This window comes from Sphingopyxis sp. (assembly GCF_965279755.1).
Taxonomy (GTDB): domain Bacteria; phylum Pseudomonadota; class Alphaproteobacteria; order Sphingomonadales; family Sphingomonadaceae; genus Sphingopyxis.
This window is the reverse complement of sequence record NZ_OZ257261.1, coordinates 680,466-698,377: the sequence shown is the minus strand read 5'-3', so window position 1 is coordinate 698,377 and position 17,912 is coordinate 680,466. Positions and strand designations below refer to the sequence as shown.

Below are 17,912 nucleotides of genomic sequence, written 5' to 3'. Positions count from 1 at the left end.
TTCGATGGACCATTTTGAATACCGCGACGGCGTTCTCCACGCCGAAGATATTTCGCTGTCACGCATTGCCGAGGAAATCGGCACCCCCGTTTATGTCTATTCGCGCGCCACGCTCGAACGCCATGCTCAGGTGTTCGCCGATGCGCTGAAGGACATTCCGAAAAAGCACATCGCGTTTGCGATCAAGTGCAACCCCAACCTTGGCGTGCTGCGCGTTCTCGCGCGGCAGGGCTATGGCGCCGACGTCGTGTCGGGCGGCGAGCTGGAACGCGCGCTCGCGTCGGGCATGGCGCCGCAGGACATCGTCTTTTCGGGTGTCGGCAAGACGCGCGCCGAGCTGGCGCAGGGCCTCGATCGCGGCATCGGCCAGTTCAATATCGAGCATGAGCCCGAAGGCGTCGCGCTCGCCGCTATCGCACTGGCGAAGGAAATGACCGCGCCGGCGGTGCTGCGCGTCAATCCCGACGTCGATGCGGGTACGCATGCGAAGATCTCGACCGGCAAGGCCGAGAACAAGTTCGGCGTCGGCATCGACGTCGCGCCCGAAATCTTCGGCCGGCTCGCGGCGTTGCCGGGCCTCCAGATGCGCGGCATCGCGTTGCATATCGGCAGCCAGCTCACGAGCCTCGCGCCGCTCGAGGCCGCGTTCGAGCGCGTCGGTCGCCTCGTCGCCGACCTGCGCGCTGCCGGGCACAGCATCACCCACGTCGATCTCGGCGGCGGTCTGGGCGTGCCCTACAAGCCCGACGACAATCCGCCGAGCCCCGCCGAATATGGCGCGATGGTTGCGCGGGTGACGAAGGATTGGGACGTCACTTTGATGTTCGAACCCGGCCGCGTGATCGCGGGCAACACCGGCGTGCTGCTGACCGAAGTGCTGTGGGTCAAGCCCGGTGCGACCAACCCTTTCGTGATCGTCGACGCCGCGATGAACGACCTCGCGCGTCCGGCGCTCTACGACGCCTGGCACGATTTCGTCGCGGTCAAGCCGACCGGCGAGACGATGGCCGCATCGATCGTCGGCCCCGTGTGCGAGACCGGCGACACCTTCGCGCGCGACCGGGTGATCGACACCGTCGAGGCGGGTGACCTCGGCGTGTTTCGCACCGCGGGCGCTTACGGGGCGACGATGGCATCGACCTACAATAGCCGCAGCCTCGTTCCCGAGGTGCTCGTCGATGGCGACCGCTATGTCGTCGTTGCCGATCGCATCGCGGCGGGCACGATCATGGCCGCCGAACGCGTCCCCGACTGGATCGACTGATATGGAGCAGCTTCCCGTCTTCCTGAACCTGCGCGGCCGCACGGTCGTGCTGGTCGGGGAGGGGGAAGCCGCTGACGCCAAGGCGCGGCTCATCACGCGCGCCGGGGGGCGGATCGTCCCGGCGTGGGAGGAGGGCGCGACGATCGCCTTCGTCGCGCTCGCCGAGGGTGCCGAAGCGGTAGCCGCTAGCCTTCGCGCGCGAGGTCTGCTTGTCAACGTCGTCGACCGGCCCGACCTTTGCGACTTTACCACGCCTGCCATCGTCGACCGTGCGCCGGTAACGATTGCGATCGGCACCGGCGGGGCATCGGCGGGCCTCGCCAAGGCGGTGCGTCAGCGGATCGAGGCCTTGCTACCGTCGCGGCTTGGCGCGCTCGCCGCCGCGCTTCACACTGCGCGCGATGCGATGAAAACACGCTGGCCTGCCGCCGCCGATCGCCGCCGTGCCATCGATGCCGCGTTGGCGAGCGGTGGCGCGCTCGATCCGCTCGACGACGGGGCAGTCGACAGGCTGGGCCACTGGCTGACGAGCGACGTCGCCGCGCAGCCGTCGCGCCTCGAGACGATCCGGCTGACCAGCGCCGACCCCGACGACCTCACGCTGCGCGCCGCGCGCCTTCTGGGCGAGGCGGATCATATCTTCCACGCGGCCGATATTCCCGATCAAATCCTGAACCGTGCGCGCGCCGACGCGGTGCGCCATGTTGCCGATGCTGCGCCGGAATCCTTGCCGCCCGGCCTTTCTCTGTGGGTCGTCCACGCCGATTGACGAACGGTCGTCCGGGCCGATTACGATAAGTTAACTGGGACATACCGGCGGCCGCCCATAGCGAGGTAGCGGCGGCAGTCTGGCCGCCTTTCTGCAGGAGGGGGTCTATGACACTGCCCGTTATCGATATCGACGCCGTGCCTTTGCTCGACACCGCGGTCGGCCTGTTCGGTTCGCTCGCGGGAGCCGGCGCCACTGCGAGCACCCCGGTGTTCGACGTCGCGATCTCGGTGATGCTGATCATCTACGACTAACAAAGGCTTTGGCTGCGGGCGGCGATTCCGTCCGCGGCCCACAAAAGGGCGGTTTCATGCCATCGCGCCACGACCATTTTCCTCGCCATGATCGCGAACGGTGTTTCCGTACCCGGGCCGCCGCCGACGCGCTCGAAACCGGGTGGCGGGCGGCGGACGTATCGCCGCAGGGGCTGGTCGCTGCGATCGATGCGCTGCGCGATGCGCCGCCCGCGGTGGCGATGGATCGCCTCCTTCCCTGGCTTCGAGACATCAGCTGGCTGCGGGCCCGGCTGGAGCGCGCGCTTGCGCTGGTTGAGGCCGACATTTTTGCGCGACCGCCGCTGCGTCCGATCGGCGGCGGGGAGCGAATCGCTGGCTTGATCCTCGCTGAATGCGGGCCGGTACGGCTGTCGCTGCAGCTCCACCGCGTCGAGCAAGGCGGGGCGGCGTCCACGGCCGCAGTCTTTACGCCCGGTGCCGCCGTGATCCGTGTCCTCGCGAGCGGCGGTGCGATGCTGCATCGCCACCATGTCGCGCTGTCGGAAGCGGAGGCGACGGGGCTCTTTTCGGCTGCGTCCGCCGCACTCTGTCACAATGCTCCGCCGCGGCCGCTCGCCCAAGACGAAATCTTGCAGCTCGACACCGCGCGCGAAGCCTTTTCGCTGACGGATGCCAAGGGCGACGTCGTGTTGCTCGAACTGGCCGTGCAGCCGCCGTCGTCCCTGCCGATCCGTAGCTACGATATCGCGAGCGGCCGGCTCGCCCATGTGTCGGCGTCGCGCCGCGACAGCAGCTTTCGCCAGATGGCGCTCACGCTGCTCCGCAGCTTCGGCCGCACCGACGCGGCACCGCTGTTCGTCGAGGCGACGCACGACGCCGATTTCGCCACGCGCTGGTCGGCGCTGCGCGAATTGGTCGCGCTCGACCCCGCCGCCGCACGGGCGAGGGTGGAGGCGATGGCGGCGTCCGACCCGCATCCCGAGATCCGCCGCGCCGCCACAGCAACGCTGGCGCTCTATGCGCCGAAGGAAGCCGATCCATGCCCCGCCTGATCGATCCGCCCGCTGGTCCCGAGCGCGACCTCGAAGAGATCGTCGCGCGCCTCGACGAACATGGCGTCGATCTTGCCGACGAGGCCAGCATCGCGCGCTGCGCCGACCTGCTCGCCGGCCTCCAGCGCAACCGCTCGTTTCTCGCCGACCGCGTGATCGCCGAGCTCAAGGCGAGTTACGCCGACCAGCTCGCCACCAACCGCTATTCGGCGCAGGTCTTCTTGCTCCACCGCAGCCCGCGCGGCTTCTTCCTCCGCGCCAACCTATGGCCCGCCGCGACCGACGCCGCCTACACCGCCAGCGGCCCCCTCGCCTTCGCCTACGGCCTGCCGCACGACCATAATTTCCACTTCCTCACCACCGGCTACTCCGGCCCCGGTTACGTCAGCGACTATTATGACTATGACGCCGAAGCCGTCGACGGCCGCGTCGAGGAGTCGTTGAACCTGCACTTCGTCGAGCGCAGCAGCCTCGCCGAAGGCAAGATGATGCTCTACCGCGCTCACCGCGACATTCACAGCCAGCTCCCGCCCGAGCGCCTGTCGATCAGCCTCAACATCATGGACGAGGGCGAGCACGTCCCCTGGCGCGACCAGTATATCGTCGACCTCGAGCACGGCACGATCGCCCGACGCCCGACGCTGACCCCCGGAGAAATACTCCTCCGCTGCGCCGTCCACCTGACCGACAACGGCAAGGACATCGCCGAACAGTTCGCGAAGGCGCACCCGGTGCCAAGAGTGCGTGCGAACGCTATCGCGGCGCTGGCGGCCTTGGTGCGCGGAGAGGAAAAGGCTGCCTTACTGGAGCGCGGGCTCGCGGATACCGACGCACGCGTCCGTGACGATTGCGCCCGATGGCTTGCGCATAGCTAAGCCTGCTGACAGCGCGGCTTTCGGCTGCTAACGGGCCGCCATGACAACTCCTCTCTCGCATATTCGTAATTTCTCGATCATCGCGCATATCGACCATGGCAAGTCGACGCTGGCCGACCGGCTGATCCAGTTCACCGGCGGCCTGACCGCGCGCGAAATGTCGGCGCAAGTCCTTGATAATATGGACATTGAGAAGGAGCGCGGGATCACGATCAAGGCGCAGACGGTGCGCCTGAAATATACCGCAAAGGACGGCGAAACCTATGAGCTGAACCTCATGGACACGCCCGGCCACGTCGACTTCGCCTATGAAGTGTCGCGCTCGCTCGCGGCGTGCGAGGGCGCTTTGCTCGTCGTCGACGCGGCGCAGGGGGTCGAAGCTCAGACGCTCGCGAACGTCTATCAGTCGATCGAACACGACCATGAGATCGTGCCGGTCATCAACAAGATCGATCTGCCCGCAGCCGATGTCGACAAGGTGAAGGCCGAGATCGAGGATATCATCGGCCTTCCCGCCGACGAAGCGGTGCTCGCGTCGGCAAAGTCGGGCATCGGCATCGAGGAATGCCTCGAGGCGATCGTCACCAGGATTCCGCCGCCGAAGGGTGACGCCGCGGCACCGCTGCTCGCGATGCTGGTCGACAGCTGGTACGATCCGTACCTCGGCGTCGTCATCCTCGTCCGCGTCGTCGATGGCGTGCTGAAAAAGGGCCAGCAGATCAAGTTCATGCAGGCGGGCACCACCCACCTGATCGACCGCGTCGGCTGCTTCACGCCGAAGCGCGAGGAGTTGAACGAGATCGGCGCCGGCGAGATCGGCTTCATCACCGCGCAGATCAAGGACGTCGCGCAGGCGCGCGTCGGCGACACGGTGACCGACGCGAAAAAGCCCGCGGCGAACCCGCTGCCCGGGTTCAAGGAGGTCCAGCCGGTCGTTTTCTGCGGCCTGTTCCCGACGGACGCGAACGATTTCGAGAAGCTGCGCGAAAGCATCCAGAAGCTCCGCCTCAACGATGCGAGCTTCAGCTTCGAGATGGAAAGCTCGGCCGCGCTCGGCTTCGGCTTCCGCTGCGGTTTCCTGGGCCTGCTGCACCTCGAGATCATTCAGGAGCGACTGACCCGCGAATATGACCTCGACCTGATCACGACCGCGCCGTCGGTGGTCTACAAGCTGAAGCTTGGCCACACCAAGAATGAGGCGGCGAAGGAGATCGAGCTCCACAACCCGGCCGACATGCCCGACCCGAACCGCATCGACGAGATCGAGGAACCGTGGATCGAGGCGGTGATTTACGTGCCCGACGATTATCTGGGCCCGATCCTGAAACTGTGTCAGGACCGCCGCGGCGTTCAGAAGAACCTCACCTACGTGGGCGGCCGCGCACAGATCACCTATGAACTGCCGCTCAACGAAGTGGTGTTCGATTTCTATGACCGGTTGAAGAGCATCAGCCGCGGCTATGCGTCCTTCGACTATCACCAGATCGGCCACCGTGCCGGCGACCTCGTCAAGATGAGCATCCTCGTCAACAATGAGCCAGTCGATGCACTGAGCATGATCGTCCACCGCGGCAGCGCCGAAAGCCGCGGCCGCGGCATGTGCGAGCGGCTGAAGGACCTGATCCCGCGCCACATGTTCAAGATCCCGATCCAGGCAGCCATTGGCGGGAAGGTGATCGCCCGCGAAACCATCGCTGCGCTCCGCAAGGACGTGACCGCGAAATGCTACGGCGGCGACGCCACCCGCAAGAAGAAGCTCCTCGAAAAGCAGAAAGAGGGCAAAAAGCGGATGCGTGAATATGGCAACGTCAACATCCCGCAGGAAGCGTTTATCGCCGCGCTTCGCATGGGGGATGATGCCTGATCGTGACGCGCGGCGCCGCTCTGCTGCTGCGTGGCCCGCTCGCGCTGCTGCTGACGGGGCTGGGCGCGTCATCGGCATGGGCGCAGGCTGAAACCCGAACCCCCGACGACGCGGCTGCGGTGGTGATACTCCCGTCGCCCGGCGTCCGCGACAACGCCGGTACGGCGGCGGACGAACCGCCATCCGACGCGCCGATCAGCGAGGTTCGGCAGCTTGATCGCGATTGCGGCGACGAGGATGCCGACGCGTGCCGCCGGCTCGCCTATATCTATCATGAAGGCGATGGCGTCGAACGCGATGACGCCCGCGCTGTAACGCTCTTCGTTCGCGCTTGCGATCTTGGCCAGGCGTCAGGCTGCACGATGGCGGGCTATCTGTTCGGCGAAGGGAAGGGCGCCGCGCAATCGCACGAGCGCGCCGCCGCTTATTACACCCGGGCCTGCGATCAGGGCGAGCCGATGGGCTGCAACAACCTTGGCCTGTCATATATCAACGGCGATGGCGTGCCTGCCGATCCCGATCGCGCGATCGCGCTGTTCGAAAAGGCGTGCGATGGTACGGCTACAGAGGGGTGCGCGAACCTTGGCGCGTCCTATTCGCTGGGCAAGGGAGCCGCGCGCAACCAGCGCCGCGCCGTCCATGCGTTCAAGCTGGCATGCGACGCGGGCGATCTGCACGGCTGTTACAATCTGGGGGTGATGTATCGCGACGCGAAGGGTGTGAGCCGCGACCCGAAGCGCGCGGTCGGGCTGTTCGGGCGCGCGTGCGATGCGGATCACAAGGAAGCCTGCGGCAACCTTGCCTTCATGACCGACGATGGCCGCGGTACGCGCCGCAATCGCGCCCGCGCTCTGGAATTGTTCGACAAGGCTTGCACGCTCGGCGAGGCCGAGAGCTGCTTCACGCTCGGCCGCGCCTATCAACTCGGCAAGGGTGTTCCGCTCGACAAGGATCGCGCGATCGAACTGCTCGAGCGCAGTCTGTTGCTCGACGCCAAGAGCGAGTCGTCCGGCGAGGCGCGAAAGGCACTGGAAATTGCGCGGGGCCAACGGAAGGGACGGTAGCGCGCCCTCCGCATCGGTCAGCCGCGAGAAACCCACGGTCCGGCTCTTGCGCGAAATTGCAACAATTGACCTCCGCGTGGCTCTTCCGCATCGCGGATGGAGTTGCTTTGAGCGGGCGAAGCCGGGGGGCGGGCGTCTGTTTCGGGTTTTGAAACGAGGTTGCGCCCCCACTCATGAACATTTTTCAACGTCTGGCCCCGCAGGGGCATGACATCGCCATCGACCTCGGCACGGTGAACACCGTCATCTATGTCCGCGGGCAAGGCATCGTGCTCAACGAACCGTCGGTGATCGCGCTCGAGACGCGGAACGGCATCCGCCACGTCAAGGTCGTCGGCAACGACGCCAAGCTGATGATGGGCAAGACGCCCGCGAATATCGAGGCGTTGCGCCCGTTGCGGGACGGGGTGATCGCCGACATCGACGTCGCCGAGCAGATGATCAAGCATTTCATCGACAAGGCGCTCGGCGGGCCGAGCCGGCTGCGGCGGCGGAGCAATGTCGTCGTCTGCGTGCCGTCCTGTTCGACGCATGTCGAACGCCGTGCGATCCGGGACGCGGCGACCAATGCCGGGGCGATCAGCGTACGGCTGATCGAGGAACCGCTGGCCGCCGCGATCGGTGCCGGGCTGCCCGTTGCCGAGCCGCGCGGGACGATGGTGGTCGATATCGGCGGTGGCACGACCGAAGTCGCGATACTGTCGCTCGGCGGCGTCGCCCACAGCAATTCGGTGCGCGTCGGCGGCGACAAGATGGATGACATGATCGCGTCCTACATCCGCCGCAAACATAATATGATGATCGGCGAGATGACAGCCGAGCGCGTGAAACTGACGATCGGCGCTGCGGTGCGGCCACAAGGCGAGGGCATGGCGATGGCGGTGAAGGGCCGCGATCTGGTGAGCGGACGCCCGTCGGAGATCAGCGTGTCGGAGGTCGAAATGGCCGAGGCGCTTGCCGAGCCGGTGGGGCAGATCGTCAGCGCGGTGAAGGCCGCGCTGGAAGAAACGCCGCCCGAGCTGTCGGCGGACATGATCGACGAAGGGATCACACTGACCGGCGGCGGCGCGTTGCTGCGCGGGATGGATCAGGCGATCGCGAAGGCGACCGGGCTGTCGGTGCGGGTCGCCGACGACGCGCTGATTTGCGTCGCGATGGGTGCGGGACTGACTTTCGACGACCGGGCCTATCAGAATATCCTGATGGCCGCCTGAGCCGGCGACGCCGCCCAAGCTACCGCTGCGGCGTCAAATCTCGATGACGATCTTGACCTTTGCCGGAATGGTGCCTGCGGCATGAGCAATTTCGGCACGCATGCGGGCAACCATGTCCCCGAGATTTGCAGCCTGCGATTGCACACCGATCAGCGTCGAGACCGGCGTGTCGAGCAGGGCGGCGAGCGCCTGCAGGCGGGCCGACCGCGGCCGCGACCGGTCCTGCTCCCAATAGCATACCGACGTTTCGGTCACGTCCAGCCGGCGGGCAAGGTCCGCCTGTGTCCACTGCCGCGCCTTGCGCAGCCGCGCGATGCGCTGGCCGACGCTTTCGGCGTCATCGCCGGGTGGATGATTCAAAAGCGCGCCGAGCGGCACCGCGCCCGGCGTCGACGATGAGAGAGAGAAATTGCGCACGACCCTTAACTCCGCTTAACCTTTTCAGCCAACACAGGGTAACAGCTTAAGTTCCAAGCGCCTTTCAACTTTTCCCGGTTGTGTTTGCCGGGTCTTGATTGCCATGCGGCGGGTCGCGGGTTAGCCTTTGCGTCTGGATCGGCACCGGAGGAAACGATGGCGATGATCGAAACGGCATCGCGCCCGATCGGCGGTATCGTCGTCGAGAGCAGGCTGAACGATGGCACCCGGGTGTCGCTGCGTTGCATCACGCCCGCTGACGAGGAGCGGCTGCGTGCGGGCATCGCCAAGCTGTCGGCCGAATCGCGTTACCTGCGTTTCTTCTCGCCCGCGCCGACGTTGCCCGACGCAGTGGTGCAGCGGTTGGTCGATGTCGACGGTCACGACCACATCGGCTGGGGCGCGATCTGCACCGATTGTGACGACTGGCCGGCGATTGGTGCCGTGCATGCGGTGCGCTATGCCGACGGCGGTGCGGTAGGCGAATATTCGATCGCGGTACTCGACCAGTTTCAGGGCAAGGGGCTTGCGCGGATGATGACCGCGGCGCTGCTGATCCAGTGCCTTGCCGAGGATATGCTGACGCTCGACGTTCATATGTTGTCGGAAAATGACGCAGCGCGCCGGTTGGTCAAATCGCTGGGCGCGACGTGGACAGGCGAAAGCGCCGGCGTTGCCGACTATCGCCTCGACGTGGCCGCCGGAGTGGCTTCGCTGCGTGCCGACCCCGATGCGCCCGGGGTCGAGGATGTGTTCCACGCGCTGACCGGATTATGAGCTAGTCCCTCCCGCCGCGAGGGGTCGCAGCTCGCGGCGGGAGGGTGAAGGCCGTGGCGGCGCTTGGCCGTTCCTTCCCTCGCGACCCTTCTAGCGGTGGCGGCATGACGTCAGCGTGACGTGCGTCACACGGTGCGAAACTTTTATGCCGCGCACGAAAAAGGGCGCCGAAGATACTCCGGCGCCCTTCGTCAGCTGTCGGGGCGAGCTTATTTCTTCTGCGCCTCGGGAGCGGTGGGGGCGACCGTTCCGGCGGGCGGCGGCGTCGTACCATTGTCGATCGCGTCGGCCTTGGCTTCGCCGGCATCCTCGACTGCATCGGCCTTGGCCTCGGTCGCTTCCTTCGCCGGGCCTTCGGGCATGGCGTCGGCCTGGGCATCGATGGCGTCGGCCTTGGCTTCGGCCTGGTCCTCGACCTGATCGGCTGGTTTGCTCTGGCAGGCGCCGAGCGCGAGGGTCGATGCGGCGGCAAGGGCGATAATCATCTTACGCATGTCGAGTTCTCTCCAAAAGTTGACTCCGAGCCTTAACGCGGGGTGAACGCAGGGGTTGCAAGATTTTTTCAAGATATTGAAATTTAGTCTATATTTCGACCGGTCGGCTTAGTGTGCGTCGGTCGGCGCCGGGCCGCCGATCGGCGGCGGCTTGCAGAACGGCACCATGATCAGCGCCGTAAGGAAGATATAGGACATCAGGCGGAACACATCGTCGAAAGCGAGCGTCAGCGCCTCGCGCCCCACGATGCGGCCGAGCACGCCGTTCGCCATCTCTGCGGCGAGCACGGGGTCAGAGACATATTGGCCGATCCCCTGGGTCAGGCCCGCCGCGGCTTCGCGTGCGACATCACCGCCGCGGCCAAGGGCTTCGGACAGACGCAGGACATGCAGCCGCATATTGTCGCCGAGCCAGGTGTTGACGAGCGCGATGCCGATTGCGCCTCCAAGGTTGCGCATCAGGTTGAACAGGCCCGAAGCATAGCGCAGTTCCGCCCCTTCGAAATTGCCGAGCGCCAGCCCGACCGAGGGCACGATGCAGAGCATGATCGCGAAGCTGCGGACGACCTGCGGCCAGAAGAGCGCGGCAAAGCCCCACTCGGGGGTCATGAAGCTGAACATCCACAGGCCGACCGCGAAAAGCGTGAGGCCGAAGGTGATGACGATCCGCTGGTCGACTTTCTGCGAGAGCGCCGCAGCGATCGGCACACCCAGCAGTTGTGCGAGCCCGGCGACGAAGACCGTCGTTCCGATTTCCGACGCATTATAACCCTGCACACGGCCGAGATAGATGGGGATCAGATAGGTGCTGGCATAGAGGCCGAAGCCGATGACGAGGTTGAAGACGCAGGCGAAGACGAAGGTCGGTTTGCGGAAGGGCGACAATTTGACGATCGGCCCGTCGGACCGGAACGAGCGTTCGAGGAAGAGGCCGAAGGCAACGAATGACAGCCAGGCCCCGATCGCGATCTCGGGCTCGCTGAACCAGTCGTGCTTTGGCCCTTCTTCCAGCACGAATTCCAGACCCGCAAGAAACACCGCCATCGAGGCGAGATGGACCCAGTCGATCTTGCGGAGCATTGGCAGGTTCGGCTTGTCGACGCGGACGAGCGCCAGGATCATCAGCGTCACCACGGCGCCCGGCAGCACGTTGATGAAAAAGACCCAGCGCCAGCCGAGCGCGTCGGTGATCCAGCCGCCGACGGTCGGGCCGAGCGTTGGAGCGAGGACGGATACCATGCCCAGAATCGCGGGGATCATCGCGCGCTGCTTGCCCTGAAAGAGCATATAGCCCGTGGCGAAGACCGTCGGGATCATCGCGCCGCCGACGAAGCCCTGCACGGCGCGGAACAGGATCATCGATTCGATGCTCCACGCGAGCCCGCACAGGACGCTCGCAATGGTGAAGAGCGCCGCCGAAGCCGCGAACAGCCAGCGCGTCGATAGCGCCTGCGCTAGAAAGGCCGAGAAGGGGATCATCACCAGTTCGGCCATCAGATAGGCGGTCTGCACCCAGCTGATCTCGTCGGGTCCGGCGCTGAGTCCCGCCTGCACCTCGTTGAGCGATGCGGCGACGATCTGGATGTCGATCAGCGCCATGAACTGGCCGAACGCCATCACCGCAAAGATCAGATATTTCCGCGAGTTGGGCATCGCCGCCGGGTCGAACGGCGCGTCGTCGCGGGCTGGGGCGTGGCTTGGGGAAAGCGGAATGGAGGCCATGGGTCTTGTGTCCTGTCGTCTTTATATTATATGCGTCATATAAAAGGAGACGCAAGTGCGCTATGCAAGTGGTCACAAGGCCGAGACCCGCGAGCGGGTTCTGAAAGAGGCGGCGAAGGAGATTCGCGCCAAGGGACCGGACAATGTCGCGGTGTCGGGGATCATGGCGCGCGCCGGGCTGACGCATGGCGGCTTCTATGCCCATTTCCCCTCGAAAGACGCGCTGGTGAAGGAGGCGATCGGCACGATGTTCGCCGATGCCCGCGCCCGCACGGCGGCGATCGATGCGACGGGCGATCCGCGCGGCGTGCTGCGCGCTTATATTGATTTCTATTTGTCGCCTGCCCACCGCGACCGGCGCGATCGGGGCTGCCCTTTGCCGACGCTGTCGGGGGATTTCGCCCGATCGAAGCCCGAGACGCGCGAGCGCTTCGGCGCCGGGGTTGCCGGGATCGCGAGCCGCCTTGCGGCGCCGCTCGCCGCGCTGGGTTACGCCGATGCCGATGGCGAGGCTCATGCGCTGCTCGCGCAGCTTGTGGGCGGCGTCGCGTTGGCGCGCGCGGTCGGCGACGCGGCGCTTTCCGATGCCTTGCTGGCCGACACTCACGCCAGCATCACCCGCCGCTATGGACTGGAGACCGCGCAATGACGCTTGCGAAGGTGCAGGGGCTGATCGCTTCGGGCGGCAAGCCGCCGATCGGGCATACGCTGGGGTTCCAGCTCGTCGATGCCGGCGATGGCTGGGCGGCGTTCGAGGGCGTACCCGGCCCCGAACATTATAATCCGATGGGGATCGTGCACGGCGGCTATGCCGCGACGTTGCTCGATTCCGCGTGCGGCATTTCGGTCGTCACCAAGCTTGCCGACGATCAGGCGATGACGACGCTCGAGCTCAAAACCTCCTACCTCAAGGCCATGACCGAAAAGACGGGCACGGTCCGCGCCGAGGGGCGGGTCATCTCGATCGGCCGACGCGTCGCCTATGTCGAGGCGAAGCTGACCGACGAAGCGGGGCGACTATATGCCACTGCGACGTCGACGCTGCTGGTGATCCAGCAATGAACGTGCAGACCGCCATTGCCACCGATGCACCGGCTGAGGCCCCTGCGCGCCGCCGTCTGGCCCTGCCGAAAAAAGCGTGGCAGATCGGGGCGATCGCGCTGGCCGTCGCGGTGCTCGGCATCTGGTGGCTGACGGCTTCCAAGAGCGCGGAATCGACCGACAACGCCTATCTGCAGGCTGATTCGAGCGAAGTCGCGCCGCGTGTCGGCGGGTTGGTCACCGCCGTGCTGGTGAAGGACAATCAGGTCGTTCGCGCAGGCGATCCGCTCGTCCGGATCGATGTGCGCGATTATGAATCGCGGGTGATGGCGGCGGAGGCGGCGGTTGCCGACGCCGATGCGCAGGTCGCAACGGCGAGGGCGACACTCGCCTCGCTCGGTGCCGAGCAAAGGCTGGCGACCGCGCACATCCGTTCGATGACGACCCAGATCGCCGCGGCCGACGCCGAATATGCGCGCGCCGCCGCCGACCGGAAGCGATATGACGCGCTGCTTGTCGATGGTTTCGTTCCGAAGCGCGATGCCGAACAGGTGTCGGCCAACGCGGTGAGCGCGGCGTCGGCGGCGCAGCGCTCGCGCGCCGACCTTGGCGCCAGTGTCGAAGAAGCGGCGGTCACGCGCGCGCGCGGGCCGATCCTTGCCGCACAGGTGCAGGCGGCGGAAGCCGCGGCGGCGAAAGCCCGCGCCGCACTGGCGCTCGCGAAGCTCGATCGCGGTCATACGCTGGTCGTCGCGCCGATCGACGGAGTGGTGGGTAATCGCCGCATCCAGGTTGGCGATTATGTCCAGCCGGGATCGCGCCTGCTGACCGTCGTGCCGTTGAAGTCGATCTATGTCACCGCGAATTTCAAGGAGACGCAGACGCGCGAGATGCGGCCGGGACAGAAGGCTGAGGTCTATGTCGATGCGCTGGGGCAGACGCTGACCGGGACGGTCGAAAGCCTCGCGCCGGGATCGGGCAGCGAGTTCACCTTGCTGCCGTTCGAACCCGGATCGGGCAATTTCACCAAGATCGTACAGCGCGTCGGGGTGCGGATCCGGCTAGATCCCGGACAGGCGGCGCTGGCGCAGCTCCGCCCCGGCCTGTCCGTCACGGCGAAGGTGCGGCTGCGCTAATTACTCGGCGTCGAGCCCGTAAGCGGTGTGCAGAACGCGCACCGCGAGCTCGGTTTCGTCCTCGTCGATCAGCACGCTGACCTTGATCTCGCTGGTCGAGATCGCCTGAATATTGATGCCGCGATCGGCGAGGGCGCGGAACATCGTGCTTGCGACACCCGCATGGCTCTTCATACCGACGCCGACGACGCTGACCTTCGCGACCTTGTCGTCGCTGATGATGCGGTTGAAACCGATCTTGTCCTTCGCGCCCTCGAGCAGGTCGATCGAACGAAGCAGGTCGGTCGCGGGAACGGTGAAGGTCACGTCGGTCTCGCCCTTTTCGCGGCCGACGTTCTGGATGATCATGTCGACGTTGATCCCGGCCGCAGCGAGCGGGCCGAAGATGTTCGCGACTGCGCCCGGCTTGTCGGGAACGCGCGTGACGATGATCTTCGCTTCATTCTTGTCGTGGGCGATGCCGGTGATCAGCTGCCGTTCCATCTGATGTTCCTCTATTTCCTCGTCGCTGACGATCATCGTGCCTTTTTTCGGAGCCTCGTCGCCCTCGACAAAGCTGGACAGCACCTGCACGCGCACGCCCATCTTCATCGCCAGGCCGACCGAACGGGTCTGCAGAACCTTGGCGCCGACGCTCGCAAGCTCCAGCATTTCCTCATAGGTGACATAGTCGAGCTTGCGCGCGCGCGCGACGATGCGGGGGTCGGTGGTGTAGACGCCATCGACATCGGTGTAGATGTCGCAGCGATCGGCCTTCACCGCCGCCGCGACCGCGACCGCGCTGGTGTCCGACCCGCCGCGGCCGAGCGTCGAGACGCGACCGTCGTCCATCATGCCTTGGAAACCGGGGATCACCGCGACCTCGCCCTTGGCCATCGCGGCGGTCAGCGCGCCGGTGTCGATGTCGATGATGCGCGCGCGGGCGTGCGCTTCCTCGGTGCGGATCGGGAGCTGCCAGCCGAGCCAGCTACGCGCGGGCGTTCCCATCGCCTGAAGCGTCAGCGCGAGCAGGCCCGAGGTAATCTGTTCACCCGCCGCGACGACGACGTCATATTCGGCGGGGTCGTAGCGCGGGTTCGCCTCGCGGCAGAAATTGACGAGCCGGTCGGTTTCGCCGGCCATCGCCGAGACGACGACCGCGACCTCGTTGCCGTTCGCAACCTCGCGTGCGACGAGTTTCGCGACGGTGCGAATCCGCTCGGTGCCCGCCATCGACGTGCCCCCGAATTTCATCACGATCCGCGCCATGCCGCTTCGCCTTCCTGATCAAGTTTCGACCGCAGCTTTCCCTTGGATTTCTGCGGCGCCCGCTCGTTACGGAAGGGGGAGGGCGATGGCAAGACCGGCTTCGTATGCGCCGGATAGAATTTCTTGCGCCGATGAAGGCGCGGTGCCACATCGAGCGGCATGAGCGCTGCGACGATCAATCCGAATGAAGCCGCCCATTTCGGGGCGCTGGCCGCCGACTGGTGGGATCCGCACGGATCTTCGGCGATGCTGCACCGGCTGAACCCCGTGCGCCTCGCCTATATCCGCGAGCAGATCGACATGCACTGGCACGTCGACGCGCGCGAACGCCATCCGCTTGCCGGGCACAGCGCGATCGACGTCGGCTGCGGCGCTGGGCTGCTTGCCGAGCCGCTGGCACGAATGGGCGCCAGAGTGACCGGCGTCGATGCGGCGCCCGAGAATGTCGGTGCGGCACGCGATCATGCGGCGGGGCAGGGGCTGGCGATCCATTACCACGCCGGTGAGCTCGCGGCGCTGCCGCCCGCGACCTTCGATCTCGTCACTTCGATGGAGGTGGTCGAGCATGTAACCGATCCTGCGGCCTTCATCGCTGAACTCGCGGGCAGGCTGGCGCCCGGCGGGCTGATGATCCTGTCGACTCCGAACCGGACCGCGCTGTCGAAGCTGCTGCTCGTCGAGGCGGCCGAGCGGATCGGCGCGGTGCCGCGCGGGACGCACGACTGGGACCAGTTTCTGAAGCCCGGCGAACTGACCGGATTGCTCGAAGACGCAGGGTTGCAGGTCACCGACCGCACCGGCCTGGCGCCATCGGCGGCAAAGGGTTTCAAGCTCGGCGGCAGCGAGGCGCTCAACTATCTCATGACCGCCCGGCACGCGGGATGAGCCGCGACCCGCGCGTCGATGCCTATATCGCCGCGCGGCAGCCGTTCGCGCAGCCGATCCTGAACCACCTCCGCGACCTGGTGCACAGCCATGCGCCGGGCGCCGAAGAGACGCTCAAATGGGGCGTGCCGCATTTCGTGCTGAACGGGCAGAATCTCGCCGGCATGGCCGCGTTCAAGGAGCATGCGACTTTCGGCTTCTGGCGCGACGAGGAGGTGACGGGCTCGCCGCGCGACACCGGCGCAATGGGGAGCATGGGACGGCTGGCGTCGCGCTCGGACCTGCCGTCGGACAAGCAGATGGCGGCGTGGATCGAAAAGGCGGCGGCGCTCTGCGCGGCGGGCAAACCGAAACGGGAAAAGGCGGCGCCGAAAGCGGCGCTCGACCTTCCCGGGGACCTCGGCGCGGCGCTCAAGGCCGATGCGGCGGCGCAGGGGCATTGGGATGCCTTCTCGCCCGGCAAGCGCCGCGATTATATCGAGTGGGTGATCGAGGCGAAGCGCGAGGAGACGCGGGCGAAGCGGATCGAAACGATCGTCGCGCAGGTCGCCGAGGGCAAGGACCGCAACTGGAAGTACAAGAGCTGCTGACGGCGCAGCGTCAGAAGTCGACATCCTCATAATATTTCGGCGGGGTCACGATTTCCATCCGTTCGGCCAAAAGGGGGCGAAAGGAGGGTCGGGACTTCAGGCCCGAATACCAGCCCTTGGTCTGCTCGTGCCCGGTCCAGTCGATGCCGCCAAGATAGTCGGCGACCGAGATATGCGCCGCCGCTGCCAGATCGGCGAGGCTCATCGTCGCGCCGGCGAGCCAGGTGCGGTGATCGATCAGATAGTCGATATAGTCGAGATGCTGGTTCGCGGCCTTCATCGCCTCGCGCAGCGCGCCGCCGTCGGGCGGCTGGCGATGCACGATGCGCTTTTGCATCCGTTCGAACAGCAAGGGCCCGGTGACCTCGAAATAGAAATCCTGATCGAACCAGGCGACAAGACGGCGGATTTCGGCACGGTTCGCCGCCGTGCCGTTGATCATGGCCTTGCCCTCGACCGTTTCCTCGAAATATTCGGCGATCGCATTGCTGTCGATCAGCACCTGGCCGCGGCTTTGGTCGACCATCACCGGCGTGCGCCCGGCGGGGTTCAGATCGACGAATTCGTCGCGGCGTTCCCACGGCGATTCGCGCACCAATTCATAGCCGACGCCCTTCTCACCCAGCAAAAGCCGGATTTTGCGCGAAAAGGGACAAAGCGGAAATTGGTAGAGCTGCCACATGCTTCCCGCATAGCGGTAGCCGGGCGCTGCGCGCAACGCCTATGGCTGCGCCGCTGTGGATGAATGGTCTAGCGGCGCGCAGCGGCGCGTTCGCGTTCCCACTGCGCGGCGAGATCGCGCGCCATGTCCTTGAGCACGGGGGCATAAGCCTGAAGTGCCGAAGCGGCCTGACCCGCCATGCGCGTTCCGGCGCGGACGTCGTCGCCCATACGCTCGGCATAGGCGGGATCGCGACCCGCGATGTCGCCGACCGTCGCGTCTTGCGGGATATAGGCGGCGTCCGATTCGGGATCGACCTGTGCCACGGCCTTGGCGAGCGGACCGACCTGCATCTGCATCAGCGCGCCGACGAGCGCGGTGACGGTGTCGGCCATCCGTTCCTGCGCTGCCGGGTCGTTGAGCGTCGCGACAGCGCGGCTAGGATCGGCGGCCAAGGCCGGCATCGGTGCGGCGAGCGCGAGCAGCGGGAGAGCCGCTACAGTCAGTTTCGGCGTCAAGCGCATGGCTTCATCCTTCCGGGATGCGAAAATTCAAACCGCGCATATAGCCGGACGACGCTTTCGCTGCGCTGAACATCACCGG

20 protein-coding genes are annotated in these 17,912 nt (G+C 66.0%); 14 read left to right on the top strand and 6 right to left on the bottom strand.

The window, feature by feature from the left end; all coding sequences use genetic code 11:
- Positions 1-4: 4 nt before the first annotated feature.
- The 8 genes from lysA (at position 5) to ACQY80_RS03255 (ending at position 8,338) form a co-directional block, all read left to right on the top strand.
- Positions 5-1,264: a diaminopimelate decarboxylase gene (gene lysA, locus ACQY80_RS03290; protein ID WP_428683611.1), complete on the top strand. Its 1,260-nt coding sequence runs from the start codon at positions 5-7 to the stop codon at positions 1,262-1,264.
- 1 nt (position 1,265) lies between these two features.
- A complete protein-coding gene (locus ACQY80_RS03285; RefSeq protein WP_428683609.1) occupies positions 1,266-2,033 on the top strand; it encodes an NAD(P)-dependent oxidoreductase in 768 nt (255 codons plus the stop codon).
- Between the two features lie 107 nt (positions 2,034-2,140).
- A complete protein-coding gene (locus ACQY80_RS03280; protein WP_428683607.1) occupies positions 2,141-2,287 on the top strand; it encodes a hypothetical protein in 147 nt (48 codons plus the stop codon).
- Between the two features lie 56 nt (positions 2,288-2,343).
- Positions 2,344-3,321 carry a HEAT repeat domain-containing protein gene (locus ACQY80_RS03275; protein WP_428683606.1) on the top strand — a complete coding sequence of 326 codons (978 nt, stop codon included), beginning with the start codon at positions 2,344-2,346 and terminating at the stop codon, positions 3,319-3,321.
- Positions 3,309-4,196: a transposase gene (locus tag ACQY80_RS03270; RefSeq protein WP_428683605.1), complete on the top strand. Its 888-nt coding sequence runs from the start codon at positions 3,309-3,311 to the stop codon at positions 4,194-4,196. The genes ACQY80_RS03275 and ACQY80_RS03270 overlap by 13 nt, the downstream gene beginning before the upstream one ends.
- 40 nt (positions 4,197-4,236) lie before the next feature.
- Positions 4,237-6,060, top strand: coding sequence for a translation elongation factor 4 (gene lepA / locus ACQY80_RS03265; RefSeq protein WP_428683603.1), 1,824 nt, complete (start codon positions 4,237-4,239; stop codon positions 6,058-6,060).
- 2 nt (positions 6,061-6,062) lie between these two features.
- Positions 6,063-7,124 (top strand): tetratricopeptide repeat protein, encoded by a 1,062-nt coding sequence (locus ACQY80_RS03260; RefSeq protein ID WP_428683602.1) that lies wholly within the window; start codon positions 6,063-6,065, stop codon positions 7,122-7,124.
- Between the two features lie 173 nt (positions 7,125-7,297).
- A complete protein-coding gene (locus ACQY80_RS03255; RefSeq protein WP_428683601.1) occupies positions 7,298-8,338 on the top strand; it encodes a rod shape-determining protein in 1,041 nt (346 codons plus the stop codon).
- A 33-nt stretch (positions 8,339-8,371) separates the two neighbouring features.
- On the opposite strand, the gene ACQY80_RS03250 is transcribed toward ACQY80_RS03255, so the two are convergent.
- Positions 8,372-8,755 (bottom strand): helix-turn-helix domain-containing protein, encoded by a 384-nt coding sequence (locus ACQY80_RS03250; protein ID WP_428683599.1) that lies wholly within the window; start codon positions 8,753-8,755, stop codon positions 8,372-8,374.
- A 156-nt stretch (positions 8,756-8,911) separates the two neighbouring features.
- Between ACQY80_RS03250 and ACQY80_RS03245 the strand changes: the two genes are divergently transcribed.
- Entirely contained in the window at positions 8,912-9,532 is a 621-nt protein-coding gene (locus tag ACQY80_RS03245) for an N-acetyltransferase family protein (protein ID WP_428683597.1), read from the top strand.
- A gap of 209 nt (positions 9,533-9,741) precedes the next feature.
- Here the strand turns inward: ACQY80_RS03245 and ACQY80_RS03240 are convergent, their stop codons facing one another.
- Together ACQY80_RS03240 and ACQY80_RS03235 are read right to left on the bottom strand one after the other, a co-directional pair.
- A complete protein-coding gene (locus ACQY80_RS03240) occupies positions 9,742-10,026 on the bottom strand; it encodes a hypothetical protein (RefSeq protein WP_428683596.1) in 285 nt (94 codons plus the stop codon).
- 108 nt (positions 10,027-10,134) lie between these two features.
- Positions 10,135-11,748, bottom strand: coding sequence for a DHA2 family efflux MFS transporter permease subunit (locus tag ACQY80_RS03235; protein ID WP_428683595.1), 1,614 nt, complete (start codon positions 11,746-11,748; stop codon positions 10,135-10,137).
- 55 nt (positions 11,749-11,803) lie between these two features.
- Here ACQY80_RS03235 and ACQY80_RS03230 point away from each other — a divergent pair, with 55 nt between their 5' ends.
- From ACQY80_RS03230 to ACQY80_RS03220, 3 genes are read left to right on the top strand one after another with little or no spacing between them, the layout of a single operon-like run.
- Positions 11,804-12,397, top strand: a complete 594-nt coding sequence (locus ACQY80_RS03230; RefSeq protein WP_428683593.1) for a TetR/AcrR family transcriptional regulator — start codon at positions 11,804-11,806, stop codon at positions 12,395-12,397.
- Complete coding sequence (locus ACQY80_RS03225; RefSeq protein ID WP_428683591.1) at positions 12,394-12,810, top strand: PaaI family thioesterase; 417 nt, start codon at positions 12,394-12,396, stop codon at positions 12,808-12,810. The genes ACQY80_RS03230 and ACQY80_RS03225 overlap by 4 nt, the downstream gene beginning before the upstream one ends.
- Complete coding sequence (locus ACQY80_RS03220; protein ID WP_428683590.1) at positions 12,807-13,925, top strand: HlyD family secretion protein; 1,119 nt, start codon at positions 12,807-12,809, stop codon at positions 13,923-13,925. The genes ACQY80_RS03225 and ACQY80_RS03220 overlap by 4 nt, the downstream gene beginning before the upstream one ends.
- Here the strand turns inward: ACQY80_RS03220 and ACQY80_RS03215 are convergent, their stop codons facing one another.
- Positions 13,926-15,173, bottom strand: coding sequence for an aspartate kinase (locus ACQY80_RS03215; protein WP_428683588.1), 1,248 nt, complete (start codon positions 15,171-15,173; stop codon positions 13,926-13,928).
- Positions 15,174-15,332: 159 nt separating this feature from the next.
- Between ACQY80_RS03215 and ubiG the strand changes: the two genes are divergently transcribed.
- Together ubiG and ACQY80_RS03205 are read left to right on the top strand one after the other, a co-directional pair.
- Positions 15,333-16,058 (top strand): bifunctional 2-polyprenyl-6-hydroxyphenol methylase/3-demethylubiquinol 3-O-methyltransferase UbiG, encoded by a 726-nt coding sequence (ubiG, locus tag ACQY80_RS03210; protein ID WP_428683586.1) that lies wholly within the window; start codon positions 15,333-15,335, stop codon positions 16,056-16,058.
- Positions 16,055-16,648, top strand: coding sequence for a YdeI/OmpD-associated family protein (locus ACQY80_RS03205; RefSeq protein ID WP_428683584.1), 594 nt, complete (start codon positions 16,055-16,057; stop codon positions 16,646-16,648). Before ubiG ends, ACQY80_RS03205 begins: the two co-directional genes overlap by 4 nt.
- 10 nt (positions 16,649-16,658) lie before the next feature.
- Here ACQY80_RS03205 and ACQY80_RS03200 read toward each other — a convergent pair whose 3' ends face one another.
- Both ACQY80_RS03200 and ACQY80_RS03195 read right to left on the bottom strand, forming a co-directional pair.
- Entirely contained in the window at positions 16,659-17,330 is a 672-nt protein-coding gene (locus tag ACQY80_RS03200) for a glutathione S-transferase family protein (protein ID WP_428683582.1), read from the bottom strand.
- 68 nt (positions 17,331-17,398) lie between these two features.
- Positions 17,399-17,833, bottom strand: coding sequence for a hypothetical protein (locus ACQY80_RS03195; protein WP_428683580.1), 435 nt, complete (start codon positions 17,831-17,833; stop codon positions 17,399-17,401).
- Positions 17,834-17,912: the final 79 nt, after the last annotated feature.

Excerpts from the sequence above, each read along its gene's own strand:
- ACQY80_RS03195 (WP_428683580.1), bottom strand. The coding sequence starts at position 17,833 with ATGCGCTTGACGCCGAAACTGACTGTAGCGGCTCTCCCGCTGCTCGCG.
- lepA (WP_428683603.1), top strand. The coding sequence starts at position 4,237 with ATGACAACTCCTCTCTCGCATATTCGTAATTTCTCGATCATCGCGCAT.
- ACQY80_RS03215 (WP_428683588.1), bottom strand. The coding sequence starts at position 15,173 with ATGGCGCGGATCGTGATGAAATTCGGGGGCACGTCGATGGCGGGCACC.
- ACQY80_RS03235 (WP_428683595.1), bottom strand. The coding sequence starts at position 11,748 with ATGGCCTCCATTCCGCTTTCCCCAAGCCACGCCCCAGCCCGCGACGAC.
- ACQY80_RS03245 (WP_428683597.1), top strand. The coding sequence starts at position 8,912 with ATGGCGATGATCGAAACGGCATCGCGCCCGATCGGCGGTATCGTCGTC.
- ACQY80_RS03220 (WP_428683590.1), top strand. The coding sequence starts at position 12,807 with ATGAACGTGCAGACCGCCATTGCCACCGATGCACCGGCTGAGGCCCCT.
- ACQY80_RS03255 (WP_428683601.1), top strand. The coding sequence starts at position 7,298 with ATGAACATTTTTCAACGTCTGGCCCCGCAGGGGCATGACATCGCCATC.
- ACQY80_RS03240 (WP_428683596.1), bottom strand. The coding sequence starts at position 10,026 with ATGCGTAAGATGATTATCGCCCTTGCCGCCGCATCGACCCTCGCGCTC.
- ubiG (WP_428683586.1), top strand. The coding sequence starts at position 15,333 with ATGAGCGCTGCGACGATCAATCCGAATGAAGCCGCCCATTTCGGGGCG.
- ACQY80_RS03280 (WP_428683607.1), top strand. The coding sequence starts at position 2,141 with ATGACACTGCCCGTTATCGATATCGACGCCGTGCCTTTGCTCGACACC.
- ACQY80_RS03200 (WP_428683582.1), bottom strand. The coding sequence starts at position 17,330 with ATGTGGCAGCTCTACCAATTTCCGCTTTGTCCCTTTTCGCGCAAAATC.
- ACQY80_RS03225 (WP_428683591.1), top strand. The coding sequence starts at position 12,394 with ATGACGCTTGCGAAGGTGCAGGGGCTGATCGCTTCGGGCGGCAAGCCG.
- lysA (WP_428683611.1), top strand. The coding sequence starts at position 5 with ATGGACCATTTTGAATACCGCGACGGCGTTCTCCACGCCGAAGATATT.
- ACQY80_RS03275 (WP_428683606.1), top strand. The coding sequence starts at position 2,344 with ATGCCATCGCGCCACGACCATTTTCCTCGCCATGATCGCGAACGGTGT.
- ACQY80_RS03285 (WP_428683609.1), top strand. The coding sequence starts at position 1,266 with ATGGAGCAGCTTCCCGTCTTCCTGAACCTGCGCGGCCGCACGGTCGTG.
- ACQY80_RS03205 (WP_428683584.1), top strand. The coding sequence starts at position 16,055 with ATGAGCCGCGACCCGCGCGTCGATGCCTATATCGCCGCGCGGCAGCCG.
- ACQY80_RS03270 (WP_428683605.1), top strand. The coding sequence starts at position 3,309 with ATGCCCCGCCTGATCGATCCGCCCGCTGGTCCCGAGCGCGACCTCGAA.